The organism is Rhizobium sp. Leaf371, from assembly GCF_001424045.1.
Classification (GTDB): Bacteria; Pseudomonadota; Alphaproteobacteria; order Rhizobiales; family Rhizobiaceae; genus Ferranicluibacter.
The window spans coordinates 314945-331258 of record NZ_LMQB01000024.1; the positions used below are offsets into that span (position 1 = coordinate 314945).

A 16314-nucleotide genomic window follows, 5' to 3' on the forward strand; every position below is an offset into this window, starting at 1 on the left:
GACATGACACAGAAGCCGACGGCAGAGGCCATCAAGGCGAGGGAGGGTGGCGCAAGCGGCAGCGCAGGCGCCGGCCCGGGCACAGGAAACCCGAAGCGGGCCGGCAACCCGGTCGCGGAGTATCGCGCTTTGCCCGGCATCGCCGACGAGATGGTGGATGCCGACGGCAAGGTGCGTCCCGTCTGGCAGAATCTCGTCTCCGCCATCGGCCGCATGGATGCAGCGGAGCTTGCCAACCGCTTCGCCCGCGCCGATCGCTATCTGCGCGATGCCGGCGTCTTCTATCGCGCCTATGGCACGAAGGAGAATTCCGAGCGAAGCTGGCCCCTGTCGCATATCCCGGTGCTGATCGCCGAGCGCGAATGGGAAGAGCTGTCGCGCGGCCTCATCCAGCGGGCCGACCTCCTGGAACGGATCGCGGCCGACATTTATGGGCCGAACACGCTCGTCAACGAAGGTTTTCTGCCGCCGGCGCTCGTGGCCGGCAATGCCGAGTTCCTGCGCCCCATGGTCGGCGTGCAGCCGGCCGACGGCAATTTCCTGCACTTCGTGTCCTTCGAGATCGGCCGTGGTCCGGACGGAAACTGGTGGGTGCTCGCCGATCGGACGGAAGCCCCGTCCGGCGCCGGCTTCGCGCTGGAAAACCGGGTGGCGACGACACGCGCCTTTTCCGACATCTATGCCGAGACCCACGTCCATCGTCTCGCCCGCTTCTTCGTCGCCTTCCGCGACGCCCTGCAGATGCGCAAGCGTTCGCCGGACGACCGCATCGCCGTTCTGACGCCGGGTCTTGCCAACGAGACCTATTTCGAACACGCCTATATCGCCCGCTATCTCGGCTTCATGCTGCTCGAAGGCGAGGACCTGACCGTGGTGGACGGGCGCGTGATGGTGCGCACCGTCGCCGGCCTGAAACCGATCGGCATTCTCTGGCGCCGTCTGGACTCGTCCTTCGCCGACCCGCTGGAACTCAACCAGCGCTCCCATATCGGCACGCCCGGCCTGTTGGCGGCACTGCGTGCCGGCACCGTGTCGATCGTCAATGCGCTCGGCTCGGGCATCCTCGAAACACGCGCCCTCCTCGCCTTCATGCCGACCATCTGTCATCATCTGCTCGGCGAGGACCTGCTGCTCCCGAGCATCGCCACCTGGTGGTGCGGGCAGAAGCCGGAGCGCGAGCAGGTGGCCCGCCACATCGAGAAGATGGTCATCGGCCCGGCCTATTCCACGCGCCCCTTCTTCGACGACAACGGCCTGTCGGTGCTCGGCTCCTCGATGCGCGAGAACGCCAAGCTGTCCATCCGCGACTGGCTGGAGAACGACGGCCAGAAACTGGTCGGCCAGGAGGTCGTCACCCTCTCGACCACGCCCGCCTGGGTGGATGGCAAGCTTACACCGCGTCCGATGAGCCTGCGCGTCTATCTCGCCCGCACGCGAAATGGCTGGCAGGTCATGCCCGGCGGCTTTGCCCGGATTTCGAGCGGCGCGGACGCCGCCGCCATCGCCATGCAGGCCGGCGGTTCCGCAGCCGACGTCTGGATCGTCAGCGACCGCCCGGTCGAGCGCACAACGCTGTTGACCTCCGACGAGACCTTCATCCGAACCATGCCCGGCAGCCTGCCGAGCCGGGCGGCGGACAATCTCTTCTGGCTCGGCCGCTATATCGAGCGCTCGGAAGGCGCCCTCCGCATTCTGCGCGCCTGGCACGGACGCTTCGCCGAAAATGCCAACAGCGAAATGCCGCTGCTGAAGAACGTGTCCGAATATCTGAAGGTGCTCGACATCGACAGTGCGCAGCCGGTGCCCGACAGCCTCGTCGCCAACATCGACAGCGCGCTTTATTCCGCAAGCAACATCCGCGACCGCTTCTCCGCCGATGGCTGGCTGGCCCTGAACGACCTGTCGAAGACGGTGCGCAAGTTCCGCGCGACAGTGGAGGCCGGCGACGACGCAACGCATGCCATGACCATTCTCCTGCGCAAGCTCGCAGGTTTTGCCGGTCTCGTGCACGAAAACATGTACCGCTTCACCGGCTGGCGCTTCCTGTCGATCGGGCGCTATCTGGAGCGCGGCATGCACATGACCCGCCTGCTCGGCCACATGTCCGGCCGGGACGCGCCGGATGGCGCGCTCGACATGCTGCTGGAAATCGGCGACAGCGTCATGACCCACCGGCGCCGCTACAACGTCAATACGGCGCCCTTGACGGTCACCGACCTCCTGGCGCTCGATCCGCTCAATCCGCGCTCGATCCTCTACCAGCTGAACGAGATTCGCGCCGAAGTCGAACAACTGCCGAACGCCTATCAGAACGGCCAGATGTCGCCTTTCTACCGCGAGGCGGTGCGGCTGCATTCAGGTCTGGCGGTGATGACGCCGGAGGGCATGACCGGCGAGGTCTACGACCATCTCGAGAAGGAAATGGAGCGTTTCTCCGACATTCTCGCCCAGACCTATCTGAGCTGAGCGGCGCGCCGTCCCGCGTCGCACGCTTCTGCCGTGTCGCTGCTTTTCTAATGCGCCGGGGGGCCAAACAGGGCATAGAGGTGGGTGAACGGCCCTGCCACACGGCAAGAGCGGGACGACAGGCGCGGCGGATCCATGTTCTACGATATCAGCCTCAAGATCACCTACAGCTACGAGATCCCGGTGTCCGGCGGTCGCCATATCGTGCGCGTCCTGCCGCTCTCCCTGCCCGCGCGCCAGCGGCTGGTGGCCGGCACCGTCACCTGCTCCCCCGTGCCGGAGGAGCGAACCGATATGTTCGACTTCTTCCAGAATCCGGCAACGTCCATTCTGTTTCGAAAACTGCATGACGAGCTGGTCATCCACATGAAGGCGCGGGTGCAGCTGGAAACGGCAATGCCGACCGCCGACTTCTCGCCGGACCTTGCCGCCTTTCCTGCCGAAATCGGCGCCGTCTGGTCGCTCGAACCCGGCTCGCCGCACCATTTCCTCGCACCGAGCCCGCGGCTTGCCGAGGACCCGACGATCGCGGCCTATGCCCGCGGGATCGTCAAGCCCGGCATGACGGTCCGGCAGATCGCCGGGCTCCTGTGCGAGCGGATCTACAAGGACTTCAAATACGATCCCAAGGCGACCTCCGTCGACAGCACCCCGATCGAGGCCTTCCGGTTGAAGAAAGGCGTCTGCCAGGACTTCGCGCATATCATGATCGTCGCGCTGCGCTCCCTCGGCATTCCCGCAGGCTATGTCAGTGGCTTCCTGCGCACGCTGCCGCCACCGGGCAAGGAGCGCCTGGAAGGCGCCGACGCCATGCATGCCTGGGTGCGCGTCTGGTGCGGGAAGATGCTGGGCTGGGTGGAGCTCGACCCGACCAACAACGTGCCTGCCGGCACCGATCACATCGTCGTCGGTCATGGACGCGACTATTCCGATGTCGCACCGGTCATCGGCGTTCTGAAGAGCTATGGCAGCCACAAGACGGATCAGGCGGTCGACGTTATCCCGGTGCACTGACAGCGTCCTTCCCTCCCGGCTGTGCCGTTCCGCGCCAGCTGTCCGCAATCCGGGACAGGTTGGCGGCCAATTTTCTCGATCCCCGTAAAAGTTTAATCTCTCTCGTAAGTCACTGCCAACAAAGCGCTGGTATGCCTGTGCGACGGTGGACATCGAGCCCATCGTCAGACGGGCCGTGAGCGCGGGAGAAGTGAGATGACGGGCATTTTCGGCATGTTCGAGCGCAGCCTGCACGACAGGGGCGGCAACATCGCGCTGATGGCGGCCATGATCTTTCCCGTCGTTCTCTTCGGTGCCGGGGTCGCGATCGACACGACCAATATCGTCCTGCAGAAGAACCGGCTGCAGGCTGCTGTGGACAGCGGCGCGCTTGCCGCCGCGTCCGGGCTTGCCAACAAGCACATGAGCATTGACGACGCTAAGAAGACCGCGCGCGACTATCTGGTCCTGGCGATGCGGACCTCCACCTCAAGCGCCGTTCCGGATGGCGCCACCAGTGCGGCCGGTGCGGCCCGTGCGGCGGAGGCGAGCGCAAAGCAGGCCAAGGCGGATCAGGCGCTGATCGACAACACGCTGATCTCGATCAATCCCAAAACGCTCCAAAGCGGCGCCAAGGCCTACGACATCAGCGTCGGGGCCACGCTTGCCGTCGAACTCAATGCCCTGACGCACCTCTTCGAAGGCGGCGTCGTCAACCTCGCCGCCACCGGCAAGTCGGAGGGCGTCTCGGAAACCAAGAATGCTCTGTCGATGGTGCTGGTGCTCGATCGCTCCGGTTCGATGGCCTGGAAGACCGACACGACCGATCCCTCGACCGGCGGCTGCTACATCTACGAAGAGTCCTACTGGCCGAAAGCCAAGTGGAACGTGCCCTGCTACGTCTCCAAGATCGACACGCTGAAAAAGGCCGTCAAAAGCCTCCTCACGCAATTGAAGACCGCCGATCCGAACGGGGACTATGTAAGAACCTCCGCCGTCTCCTATAACAATGCGCAGGATGCGGCCGGCACGCTCGCCTGGGGAACCGCAAGCACGGAAACCTATGTGAATGCTCTCGTCGCCACGGGCGGCACCGACTCGAGCGACGCCTTCACCTCGGCCTATCGCGATCTGTCGAAGAACAGCGAGACACAGGCCCATGCCCAGAAAAGCGGGGCCGTGCCGACCAAATACATCGTGTTCATGACGGATGGCGAGAACAACTATTTCCAGAACAAGACCGGCGACGCACAGGCGACGCGATCCGACGACTCGACGAAGTTCTATTGCGACAAGGCCCGCGATGACGGCATCAAGGTCTTCACCGTCGCCTTCAAGGCTCCCAAGCGAGGCCAGACGTTGCTGCAGGGATGCGCGACGGATGCCAGCTACTACTTCCAGGCCGAAAAAAGCGAAGATCTCGTCGCAGCCTTCAAGGCCATCGGTGACAAGGCCAGCAGCCTTGTGGTCCGGCTGACGCAGTAGCCCGAATTCCGCCAATCGACAGGCCAGAGCCCGCGCGATCCGTTCGCGCGGGTTTTTGCATGTCGAGGCTTACCGGCAAACCACATGGCGATCTCGGCCGGGAGCGCCCGACGGCGGTCGGCATGCCTGCTCCGCCCGCCTGGGTTCATTTTACATCCTCTTGAAAACACTTATTGCAAGCGCTTCGTATCGGTGCATACATTGCGGAAATTCTCCGTCGGCATGCGCCATCGGTGGTGTCGGAACAACGTTCAAGAGGGTAGCCCGAATCCATGGTCAGCCGTATCTCCAATGAGAAAATTCCGAACGCCGCACGCCGCGAGTCGAGCGCCGAAATTCTGGCGCAGGAAATCATCGAGCGCCTGACCTACCGCATCGGCAAGGACCCCAAGGTTGCCAAGCCGCATGACTGGCTGACGGCCGCGATCCTGGTCGTGCGCGACCGCATCACCGACAACTGGATGGAATCCACCCGCAAGGCCTATACCGACAACTCCAAGCGCGTCTATTACCTGTCGCTCGAGTTCCTGATCGGTCGCCTGATGCGCGATGCCGTGACCAATATCGGCTTGATGGACGAGCTGAAGGAAGCTCTGGCCTCCTTCGGTGTCGATATCGACGTGATCGCCGAACTGGAACCGGATGCCGCGCTGGGCAATGGCGGCCTCGGCCGGCTTGCCGCCTGTTTCATGGAAAGCATGGCGAGCGTCGATATTCCCGCCTACGGCTACGGCATCCGCTACGTTCACGGCCTTTTCCGCCAGCAGATGGCGGATGGCTGGCAGGTGGAGCTGCCGGAAACCTGGCTGGCGCACGGCAACCCCTGGGAGTTCGAGCGCCGCGAAAGCTCGTACGAAATCGGTTTCGGCGGCTCGGTCGAGACGGTCAATATCGACGAGGAACTGACCCGCTATGTCTGGAAGCCGGCCGAGCGCGTGATCGCCACGGCCTGCGACACGCCGGTCGTCGGCTGGCGCGGCAAGCGCACCAATACGCTGCGCCTCTGGAGCGCCCATCCGATCGATCCGATCCTGCTCGATGCCTTCAATGCCGGCGACCACATCGGCGCGCTGCGCGAAAGCAACAAGGCCGAGGCGCTTGCCCGCGTTCTCTATCCGGCAGACGCGACGCCGGCCGGCCAGGAACTGCGCTTGCGCCAGGAGTTCTTCTTCTCCTCCGCCTCGCTGCAGGACATCCTGCGCCGCCATCTCCAGCAATATCCCGACTTCACCTCCCTGCCGGACAAGGTCGCCATCCAGCTGAACGACACGCATCCCGCGGTCTCCGTCGCCGAGCTGGTCCGCCTGCTGACGGACGTCCACGGCGTCGATTTCGAAACGGCCTGGGATCTCGCGCGCCGCACCTTCTCCTACACCAACCACACGCTGCTGCCGGAAGCGCTGGAAACCTGGCCGGTACCGCTGTTCGAGCGCCTGCTGCCGCGGCACATGCAGATCATCTACGCGATCAACGCGAAGATCCTGCTCGAGGCACGCAAGCTGACGGATTACAGCGACCAGCAGGTGCGCAACATCTCGCTGATCGACGAAAGCGGCGACCGCCGCGTGCGCATGGGCAACCTCGCCTTTGTCGGCTCGCACTCGATCAACGGCGTTTCGGCGCTTCACACGGATCTGATGAAGATCACGGTGTTTGCCGACCTGCACAAGCTTTACCCCAAGCGCATCAACAACAAGACCAACGGCATCACGCCGCGTCGCTGGCTGATGCAGTGTAATCCCGAGCTGTTCTCGCTGATCCGCGAGACGATCGGCGACGACTTCATGGACGATGCCGAAGCCCTGAAGGCTCTGGATGCCCATGCCGACAACGCGGTCTTTCAGGAGCGCTTTTCTTCGATCAAGCGCGACAACAAGGTGCGTCTCGCCCAGCTCGTCCAGAGCCGGATGGGCATTCGCATCGATCCGTCGGCGATGTTCGACATCCAGATCAAGCGGATTCATGAGTACAAGCGCCAGCTGCTGAACATCATCGAGGCGATCTCGCTCTACGACCAGATCCGCTCGCATCCCGAACTGGACTGGGTGCCGCGCGTCAAGCTTTTCGCCGGCAAGGCGGCGCCGAGCTATCACAATGCCAAGCTGATCATCAAGCTGGCGAACGACGTTGCCCGGGTCATCAACAACGACCCTGCCGTGCGCGGCCTGCTGAAGGTCGTCTTCATTCCGAACTACAATGTCTCGCTGGCCGAAATCATGGTGCCGGCCGCCGATCTGTCCGAACAGATTTCGACTGCCGGCATGGAAGCATCCGGAACCGGAAACATGAAGTTCGCGTTGAATGGTGCGCTGACCATCGGCACGCTGGATGGCGCCAATGTCGAGATGCGCGATTGCGTCGGCGAGGAGAACATCAAGATTTTCGGGATGACCGCTGAAGAGGTTTCCAATCTGCGTCGCGACGGCCACGAACCCCGGGCCGTCATCGAGGCGTCGCGCGAGCTGTCGCAGGCGCTCCAGGCGATTGCGTCCGGCGTCTTCTCGCCCGACGACCGCAGCCGCTTCGCCGGCCTGATCGACGGTATCTACTCGCACGACTGGTTCATGGTCGCCGCCGACTTCGATGCCTATGCCAAGGCGCAGCGCGAGGTCGACGCGATCTGGACCGACACCAGCCAGTGGTACGGCAAAACCATCCGCAACACCGCTCGGATGGGCTGGTTCTCTTCCGACAGGACGATTCGGCAGTATGCCAATGAGATTTGGAGAGCCGGATGACCTCCGAGCTGAAAGAGGCCTCGTCGCCGGCGCATCTGTCGGGTGACGAGGTAGCAGCATTCATCGAGGGAACGCATACCAATCCGTTCGCGAGCCTCGGCCCGCACGCGGTCGGCAAGGATGTCGTGGTCCGCTGCTTCCTGCCGGGCGCCACCCAGGTCTCGGTCGAAACGCTGGCCGGCAAGGACCTCGGCACTCTGGCGCTTCGCCACGATGCCGGGTTCTTCGAAGGCATCGTCAGCCTGCGCAAGGCACAGCCGCTGCGCTACAAGGCCGAAAACGCCGGCGGACGCTGGACCGTCACCGACCCCTACAGCTTCGGTCCCGTTCTCGGGCCGATGGACGACTACTATATCCGCGAGGGCTCCCATCTTCGCCTGTTCGACAAGCTGGGCGCCCATCCGGTACGCCACGAGGGCGTCGACGGGTTTCATTTCGCCGTCTGGGCTCCGAACGCGCGCCGCGTTTCGGTCGTCGGAGCCTTCAATGCCTGGGACGGGCGTCGCCATGTCATGCGGCTGCGCCTCGACACGGGCATCTGGGAAATCTTCATTCCCGACGTCCACGCCGGCGTGCCCTACAAGTTCGAAATCGTCGGGCCGGACGGGCAATTGCAGCCGTTGAAGGCCGACCCGTTTGCGCGCCGTTCCGAACTGCGGCCGGAAACGGCCTCTGTCACCACGCCGGAAATCGCGCAGGTCTGGGAAGACGAGGCGCACCGCGCGCATTGGGCGTCTGCCGACGCCCGCCGCCAGCCGATCTCGATCTACGAGGTGCATGCAGGGTCTTGGCAGCGTGGGGACAATGGTGCCTTCCTCAGCTGGGACGAGATGGCCAGCCGGCTCATCCCCTATTGCGTCGACATGGGCTTCACCCATATCGAATTCCTGCCGGTCAGCGAGTTCCCCTACGATCCCTCCTGGGGTTACCAGACCACGGGTCTCTACGCACCGACCGCCCGATTCGGCGAGCCGGAAGGGTTTGCCCGTTTCGTCAACGGCGCCCACAAGGTCGGCCTCGGCGTCATCCTCGACTGGGTTCCGGCGCACTTTCCGACCGACGCCCACGGCCTGCGCACCTTCGATGGAACAGCCCTCTACGAACATGAAGACCCCCGCCAAGGTTTCCACCCCGACTGGAACACGGCGATCTACAATTTCGGCCGCGCCGAGGTGTTCGCCTATCTCGTCAACAACGCCCTCTACTGGGCGGAGAAGTTCCATCTCGACGGGCTGCGCGTCGATGCGGTGGCCTCCATGCTCTACCTCGACTATTCGCGCAAGCATGGCGAGTGGGTTCCGAACGAATATGGCGGCAACGAGAATCTCGATGCCGTGCGCTTCCTGCAGACGATGAACAAGGAAGTCTACGGCAGCCACCCCGGCATCCTGACGATCGCGGAGGAAAGCACCTCCTGGCCGGGCGTCTCGGCGCCGGTCCATGTCGGAGGCCTCGGCTTCGGCTTCAAGTGGAACATGGGCTTCATGCATGACACGCTGCAATATCTCGCGCGTGACGCGGTCCATCGCAAGCACCACCACAACGACCTGACCTTCGGCCTGATCTACGCCTTCAGCGAGAATTTCGTGCTGCCGCTGTCCCATGACGAAGTGGTGCACGGAAAGGGTTCGCTGGTCGCCAAGATGCCGGGCGACGACTGGCAGAAGTTCGCCAATCTGCGGGCCTATTACGGCTTCATGTGGGGCTATCCCGGCAAGAAGCTGCTGTTCATGGGGCAGGAATTCGCCCAATGGGCGGAATGGTCGGAGGAGCGCGGACTGGACTGGAACCTGCTCGAATATCCGCTGCATCAGGGCATGCGCCGCCTGATCCGCGATCTCAACGGCACCTATCGCAACAAGCAGGCCCTGCATGCGCGCGACTGCGAGGGCGAGGGCTTCGAGTGGCTGATCGCCGACGACAGCGACAACTCGGTCTTTGCATGGCTGCGCAAGGCGCCGGGCCAGAAGGCCGTGGCCGTCATCTCGAACTTCACGCCGGTCTACCGCGAGGTCTACTCGATCCCCTTGCCGACCGAGGGCCGCTGGCGCGAAATCGTCAACACCGATGCCGAGATCTATGGCGGCAGCGGCAAGGGCAATGGCGGCGTCGTTCACGCCGTGCGCACCGCGTCCGGCGAGATCCGCGCGGACCTGACACTGCCGCCGCTGGCCACGCTGATGCTGGAGCAGGACTGAAACCGACCGGGCCGGACACCCGGCCGGGACGAAAGCATAAAGCCGGTCGGCCCGTTTGAGAGGGCGGGCAGACCGGCTAAGAGACCGCAAAATCGGGAGGATATAATGGAAAAACGCATACAGCCGCTGGCCCGCGACGCCATGGCCTACGTTCTGGCCGGTGGCCGCGGAAGCCGACTGAAAGAACTGACGGACCGGCGCGCCAAGCCTGCCGTCTATTTCGGCGGCAAGGCGCGCATCATCGATTTCGCCCTGTCGAACGCCATGAACTCCGGTATCCGCCGCATCGGCGTCGCGACGCAGTACAAGGCCCATTCGCTGATCCGCCACCTTCAGAACGGCTGGAACTTCTTCCGGCCCGAACGAAACGAAAGCTTCGACATCCTGCCGGCCTCCCAGCGCGTGTCGGAAACGCAGTGGTACGAAGGCACGGCGGATGCCGTCTACCAGAATATCGACATCATCGAGGACCACGGCGTCGAATACATGGTCATCCTGGCGGGCGACCATATCTATAAGATGGACTACGAGCTGATGCTTCAGCAGCACGTGGACAGCGGCGCCGACGTCACCATCGGCTGCCTCGAAGTCCCGCGCATGGAAGCGACCGGTTTCGGCGTCATGCATGTCGATGAAAAGGACCGCATCATCGCCTTCGTCGAGAAGCCCGCCGACCCGCCGGGCATTCCCGGCAACCCGGAAATGGCGCTGGCCTCCATGGGCATCTACGTGTTCCACACGAAATTCCTCATGGACATCCTGCGCCGCGATGCGGCCGACCCGACCTCCAGCCGCGATTTCGGCAAGGACATCATCCCCTACATCGTGAGCCACGGGAAGGCGATCGCCCACCGTTTCAACGAGTCCTGCGTCCGCTCGGACTTCGAGCGCGAGGCCTACTGGCGCGATGTCGGCACGATTGACGCCTACTGGCAGGCCAATATCGACCTGACCCATGTGACGCCCGAACTCGACATCTACGACAGCACCTGGCCGATCTGGACCTTCGCCGAGATCAAGCCGCCGGCGAAGTTCGTCCACGATGACGAGAACCGGCGCGGATCGGCGACCTCCTCGCTGGTGTCGGGCGATTGCATCATCTCCGGTGCCTCGCTCAATCGCAGCATGCTGTTCACCGGCGTCCGCGTGAATTCCTTCTCCCGCCTCGACGGTGCCGTGATCCTGCCAAGCGTCAAGATCGGGCGTCATGCGCAGCTGAAGAACGTCGTCATCGACAGCCGCGTCGTGATCCCCGAAGGCCTCGTGGTGGGCGAGGATCCCGAACTCGACGCGAAACGGTTCCGCCGCTCGGAAAACGGCATCTGCCTGATCACCCAGCCGATGATCGACAAGCTGGGACTGTGAGGGCGATGAACGTCCTTTCGGTCGCCTCCGAGGTCTTTCCGCTGATCAAGACAGGCGGCCTTGCCGATGTCGCGGGCGCTTTGCCCGCGGCGTTGAAGCCGCACGGCATCCGCATGCGCACGCTGCTGCCCGGCTATCCCGCCGTGATGGCGAAGATCGGGCAGACCAAGCGGATCGGCGGTTTCGACACGCTGTTCGGCCATCCCGCAGCGATCCTGGCCGCCGATCATGACGGCCTGGATCTTCTGGTCCTGGATGCCCCCGCCCTCTTCGACCGCCCGGGCGGACCCTATCTCGATCCGCAAGGGATCGACCATCCCGACAATTTCCGCCGTTTTGCAGCCCTGTCGCTGGCCGCCGCCGAAATCGCGCATGGGCTCCTTCCCGACTGGACGCCGGACCTCGTCCACTGCCATGACTGGCAGGCGGCGCTGGCGCCGGTCTACATGAAGCATGGGGGTGCCGCCCATGTGCCGACCGTGCTGACGATCCACAACATCGCCTTTCGCGGCCAGTTTCCAGCCAGCACCTTTCCGGAACTCGCCCTACCCTGGAACGCCTTCTCGGTTCAGGGCGTCGAATATTACGGCGACGTGTCCTTCCTCAAGGGCGGGCTGATGGCGGCTACGGCCATCACCACCGTCAGCCCGTCCTATGCCCAGGAAATCCTCACCCCCGAATTCGGAATGGGGCTGCAGGGCGTTCTCGCCACCCGCATCGCCGATCTCCACGGCATCGTCAACGGCATCGACACCGACGTGTGGAACCCCGAGGCCGATCCGCACATCGCCTCTCTCTATGCCGCCGGTACTCTGAAGAAACGGGCTACAAACCGGGATGCCTTGCGCGAACGCTTCGGCCTCGTGGCGACGGATGGCCCGCTCTTTTGCGTCGTCAGTCGCCTGACGGACCAGAAGGGCATGGACGTGCTTGCCGGCGTGATCGACATGATCGTCGAGAATGACGGCACGCTCGCCGTCCTCGGCTCTGGCGATCCGGCGCTCGAGGCCGCGTTCCGGACCGCCGCCGCCGTGCACCCCGGGCGCGTCGGCCTCGTCACCGGCTATGATGAGCCGCTGTCGCATCTGATGCAGGCCGGCGCCGACGCCATTCTCGTGCCGTCACGTTTCGAGCCCTGCGGCCTGACGCAGCTTTATGGCCTGCGCTATGGCTGCGTGCCTGTCGTGGCGCGCACGGGCGGCCTTGCCGATACGATCATCGATGCCAACGAGGCGGCCGTGGCGGCCAATGTCGCGACCGGCTTCCTGTTTTCCCCCGTGTCCGAGGAAAGCCTGCGGCTCGCGCTGCGCCGGGTCTTTTCGCTGTGGCGCCAGCCGAAACTATGGGCGCGCCTGCAGATACGCGGCATGAAATCCGATGTCTCCTGGGATATGAGTGCAACGCGATATGCCGCGCTCTACGCCGGTCTTCTTTCGAAAGGTTGAACCATGACGAAAACCGTGACTACGACGCCCTATACCGACCAGAAGCCCGGAACCTCCGGGCTTCGCAAGAAGGTTCCGGTGTTCCAGCAGCAGAACTATGCCGAGAACTTCATCCAGTCGATCTTCGACAGTCTCGAAGGCTTTGCGGGCAAGACGCTGGTCATCGGCGGCGACGGCCGGTTCTACAACCGCGAAGTCATCCAGATCGCCATCAAGATGGCAGCGGCCAACGGCTTCGGTCGCGTTCTCGTCGGCCGCGGCGGCATCCTGTCGACACCCGCCGCCTCCCATGTCATCCGCAAATACGAAGCCTTCGGCGGCATCGTGCTCTCGGCGAGTCACAATCCCGGTGGCCCGACGGAAGATTTCGGCATCAAGTACAATATCGGCAATGGCGGCCCGGCACCCGAAAAGGTGACCGATGCCATCTACGCCCACACCAAGACCATCACGACCTACAAGATCGCCGATGTCGCGGACGTCAATCTCGACGCGGAAGGCGAGCAGGACGTCGCGGGCATGACCGTGCAGGTCATCAACCCGGTTTCCGACTACGCCGAGCTGATGGAAACCCTGTTCGACTTCCCGGCCATCCGCGCGCACCTCGCTGGCGGCTTCCGCATCGTCTTCGACGCGATGAGCGCCGTTACCGGCCCCTATGCCAAGGAAATCCTCGAAAACCGTCTCGGCGCCGCCAAGGGTTCCGTGCTCAACTTCGTACCCCTGCCCGATTTCGGCGGCCATCACCCGGATCCGAACCTCGTCCACGCCCGTGCGCTCTACGAGGAAATGATGGGCGACGACGCGCCCGATTTCGGTGCCGCCTCGGACGGCGACGGCGATCGCAACCTGATCATCGGCAAGGGCATCTTCGTCACGCCGTCCGACAGCCTCGCCATGCTCGCCGCAAACGCGACGCTCGCGCCCGGCTATGCCAAGGGCCTCGCCGGCATCGCCCGCTCGATGCCCACCTCGGGTGCTGCCGACCGCGTGGCCGAAAAGCTCGGCATCGGCATCTACGAGACGCCGACCGGCTGGAAATTCTTCGGCAACCTGCTCGATGCCGGACTTGCAACGATCTGCGGCGAGGAGAGCGCCGGCACGGGCTCCAGCCACGTGCGCGAAAAGGACGGTCTCTGGGCGGTCCTGCTCTGGCTCAACATCCTGGCCGTCCGCAAGGAAAGCGTCATCGATATCGCCCGCGAGCACTGGACCACCTATGGCCGCAACTACTATTCGCGGCATGACTATGAAGAGGTGGATTCGGCGGCCGCGAACGGCCTGATGGATGCATTGCGCGCGCAGCTCGGCACGCTTCCCGGCCGCAAGCTCGGCGATCTCGTGATCGAGACGGCGGACGATTTTTCCTACCACGATCCGGTCGATCAATCGGTCAGCAACAACCAGGGCATCCGCATCCTGTTCGTCGGCGGCTCCCGCGTGGTCTTCCGCCTGTCTGGCACCGGCACATCCGGCGCGACGTTGCGCGTCTATATCGAACGCTTCGAGCCCGACGCCGCCAAGCACGATGTCGATACGCAGGTGGCCCTTGCCGACCTGATCGAAGCCGCGGACACGCTGGCCGGCATCAAGGAACGGACCGGCCGCACCGAGCCGACCGTCATTACCTGATCCCTCACCGGGCTTCCCTCCCGTAAAGAGCGGAGGCCCGGTGACACCTCAGCGTCAATCCAGAAACAAAAAACGCCGCTTCGAAGCGGCGTTTTTTGTTCATGTCGGGAGATGGACGAGCCTCAGGACGCCGCCTTCACGCGGGCGAGGCCGGCCCGGGCGGGCTCGTATTTCGGATCGAGCTGCAGGGCATGGCTGTAGGAACGCTGGGCCTTGGCCTTTTCACCGCGGCGCTCATAGACCAGCGCCTGGTTGGCCCAGGATTCGGCGATCTTGCCGTTCAGGTTGATGGCCGTGTTGAAATCGGCAAAGGCGTTGTCGTCGTCGTTCTGCGCGACATAGGAGATGCCGCGACCGTTATACGGCTCCGGCGAACTCGGCGACAGCGAGATGGCCGTCGAGAAATCCTCGATCGCCTGCCCATGCTGGTTGCGCGCCTGATAGATCAGGCCGCGATTGTGATAGGCGCGCGGATCGGTCGTGTCGTTCTCGATCGCCTTGTTGAAGTCGGCGAAGGCCTGATCGAGCCGGCCGCTCTGGCGGTAGAGATTGCCGCGGCCGATATAGGCGACGTCGTAGCGCGGATTGAGCTGCAGGGCCGTGTTGTAGTCGGCCAGCGCTTCGGCGAGATCGCCCATGTTGCGCTCGACCAGCGCGCGGTTCGCATAGGCCTGATAGAACCGGGGATTAAGCTCGATCGCCTTGTTGAAATCGGCAACGGCACGGCGGAACTCGCCGGCACGCCCATAGGCGGAGCCACGAACGTTGTAGCCTTCGGGATTGCTCGGATCATTGTTGATGACGCCCGAAAGCGACGCGATGTTCTGCTCGGAGCCCTGCGCGCGCTCGACCTGGAGCGTGCTGTCATTGGAAGGATCCGTCTGGCAGGCCGACAACAGCACTGCGGCGCCGAGCGCTGCGAGAATGCCCAGTCGGCTGGAACGCCGTGTGCCGCGGGACGCATCCCGGCCGGCGAAACCCTCTGTCGTCACAGTCGATGTCAAGATTGATCCCTCAAATCAAGAATGCCTCAGGCACGTCATATGTCCGCGGTCTTGGGCCCCGGCTGCCACTGTAACGCCGCAACGAGCGGTTCGTTCAGGCAAGTGCGTCATCCGTCGCGAATACACCATCGGCCGGCGGATACCAACCTTGATGACATGTCGCAGACAGGCCGTCTAGCTTTGCCAAAGCGAAACACGTCGCCATCAGGCGATCGTGAGGCCGGCATGCCGGCCATAGGGAAACGGCGGCGGCGCATGCATCGCCTCCGCCGTCACCAAATCCTCAAAGCGTGCCGCCGTTCAGCGTGCCTTGGCCGCAAACTTGGCAGCGGACTTGGGCATGGGCAGCAGGCCTTCGCGCTGCGCCTGCTTGCGGGCGAGCTTGCGGACGCGGCTGATGCCTTCGGCCTTTTCGCGCGCACGGCGCTGCGACGGCTTCTCATAGGCTTCGCGGGCGCGCATCTCGCGGAAGACGCCTTCGCGCTGCAGCTTCTTCTTCAGCGCACGAAGCGCCTGGTCAACATTGTTGTCGCGAACGAGTACCTGCACGTGCTTACCATTCCTTGATATCGAGCCGAGACATGCTCAGGCTATTGTCTGTGGGCCGATCTCCAGGCTGTGCTGGAAGCAGAGCCGAACGGCGCGGTTCGTTGATCGCAAGGGCCGAAACCCCGCGAGGATGGGCGGCAAGTAGCAGATGAATGCCCTAAAGTCCACCCGCGCCCGAAACAGACGCCGATGAAACCTATCTGGCACGCGCAATCGACATCTCAAGGGGTACCCTGCCTCAGTCGTGCCACGACCCGCGCCTAATCGCGCCTGGATCATTTACCGGCCGGCTTGCGGTCGAGGAACCGGGCGAGACGCAGACCGAAGCGCCGTCATTTTCGCAGTGTCGAAAGTGAGGGCGTGCCACGTCGCAAAATGGACGTTGCGACGCGCTCCGATTTGCGATGTGTTGAAGAGACGGGGCGTCCCGGACAGGAGA

At 63.7% G+C, this 16314-nt stretch carries 10 protein-coding genes; 8 read left to right on the forward strand and 2 right to left on the reverse strand.

All coding sequences use genetic code 11. The features are described 5' to 3' along the window. Positions 1 to 3: 3 nt before the first annotated feature. From ASG39_RS15590 to ASG39_RS15625, 8 genes are all read left to right on the forward strand, one after another. A complete protein-coding gene (locus ASG39_RS15590; protein ID WP_082477281.1) occupies positions 4 to 2466 on the forward strand; it encodes a circularly permuted type 2 ATP-grasp protein in 2463 nt (820 codons plus the stop codon). 135 nt (positions 2467 to 2601) lie between these two features. Next, entirely contained in the window at positions 2602 to 3480 is an 879-nt protein-coding gene (locus ASG39_RS15595; protein WP_062595872.1) for a transglutaminase family protein, read from the forward strand. A 195-nt stretch (positions 3481 to 3675) separates the two neighbouring features. After that, complete coding sequence (locus ASG39_RS15600) at positions 3676 to 4944, forward strand: pilus assembly protein (protein ID WP_062595873.1); 1269 nt, start codon at positions 3676 to 3678, stop codon at positions 4942 to 4944. Between the two features lie 272 nt (positions 4945 to 5216). Then, positions 5217 to 7682, forward strand: coding sequence for a glycogen/starch/alpha-glucan phosphorylase (locus ASG39_RS15605; RefSeq protein ID WP_062595874.1), 2466 nt, complete (start codon positions 5217 to 5219; stop codon positions 7680 to 7682). Then, positions 7679 to 9880 carry a 1,4-alpha-glucan branching protein GlgB gene (gene glgB / locus ASG39_RS15610; protein WP_062595875.1) on the forward strand — a complete coding sequence of 734 codons (2202 nt, stop codon included), beginning with the start codon at positions 7679 to 7681 and terminating at the stop codon, positions 9878 to 9880. Before ASG39_RS15605 ends, glgB begins: the two co-directional genes overlap by 4 nt. A gap of 102 nt (positions 9881 to 9982) precedes the next feature. Further along, positions 9983 to 11245 (forward strand): glucose-1-phosphate adenylyltransferase, encoded by a 1263-nt coding sequence (glgC, locus tag ASG39_RS15615; RefSeq protein ID WP_062595876.1) that lies wholly within the window; start codon positions 9983 to 9985, stop codon positions 11243 to 11245. A gap of 5 nt (positions 11246 to 11250) precedes the next feature. Further along, the gene (glgA, locus tag ASG39_RS15620; RefSeq protein ID WP_062595877.1) at positions 11251 to 12690 is read left to right on the forward strand and encodes a glycogen synthase GlgA; all 1440 of its coding nucleotides are present in this window, start codon (positions 11251 to 11253) and stop codon (positions 12688 to 12690) included. A gap of 3 nt (positions 12691 to 12693) precedes the next feature. After that, on the forward strand, positions 12694 to 14322 hold the full coding sequence (locus ASG39_RS15625) for an alpha-D-glucose phosphate-specific phosphoglucomutase (RefSeq protein ID WP_062595878.1): 1629 nt from the start codon (positions 12694 to 12696) through the stop codon (positions 14320 to 14322). Between the two features lie 122 nt (positions 14323 to 14444). Here ASG39_RS15625 and ASG39_RS15630 read toward each other — a convergent pair whose 3' ends face one another. Together ASG39_RS15630 and rpsU are read right to left on the reverse strand one after the other, a co-directional pair. After that, entirely contained in the window at positions 14445 to 15254 is an 810-nt protein-coding gene (locus ASG39_RS15630; RefSeq protein WP_244481253.1) for a tetratricopeptide repeat protein, read from the reverse strand. Between the two features lie 372 nt (positions 15255 to 15626). Then, the gene (rpsU, locus tag ASG39_RS15635) at positions 15627 to 15875 is read right to left on the reverse strand and encodes a 30S ribosomal protein S21 (RefSeq protein WP_062595880.1); all 249 of its coding nucleotides are present in this window, start codon (positions 15873 to 15875) and stop codon (positions 15627 to 15629) included. Between the last annotated feature and the right edge of the window lie 439 nt (positions 15876 to 16314).

Excerpts from the sequence above, each read along its gene's own strand:
- ASG39_RS15595 (WP_062595872.1), top strand. The coding sequence starts at position 2,602 with ATGTTCTACGATATCAGCCTCAAGATCACCTACAGCTACGAGATCCCG.
- ASG39_RS15590 (WP_082477281.1), top strand. The coding sequence starts at position 4 with ATGACACAGAAGCCGACGGCAGAGGCCATCAAGGCGAGGGAGGGTGGC.
- ASG39_RS15625 (WP_062595878.1), top strand. The coding sequence starts at position 12,694 with ATGACGAAAACCGTGACTACGACGCCCTATACCGACCAGAAGCCCGGA.
- glgB (WP_062595875.1), top strand. The coding sequence starts at position 7,679 with ATGACCTCCGAGCTGAAAGAGGCCTCGTCGCCGGCGCATCTGTCGGGT.
- ASG39_RS15600 (WP_062595873.1), top strand. The coding sequence starts at position 3,676 with ATGACGGGCATTTTCGGCATGTTCGAGCGCAGCCTGCACGACAGGGGC.
- ASG39_RS15605 (WP_062595874.1), top strand. The coding sequence starts at position 5,217 with ATGGTCAGCCGTATCTCCAATGAGAAAATTCCGAACGCCGCACGCCGC.
- glgA (WP_062595877.1), top strand. The coding sequence starts at position 11,251 with ATGAACGTCCTTTCGGTCGCCTCCGAGGTCTTTCCGCTGATCAAGACA.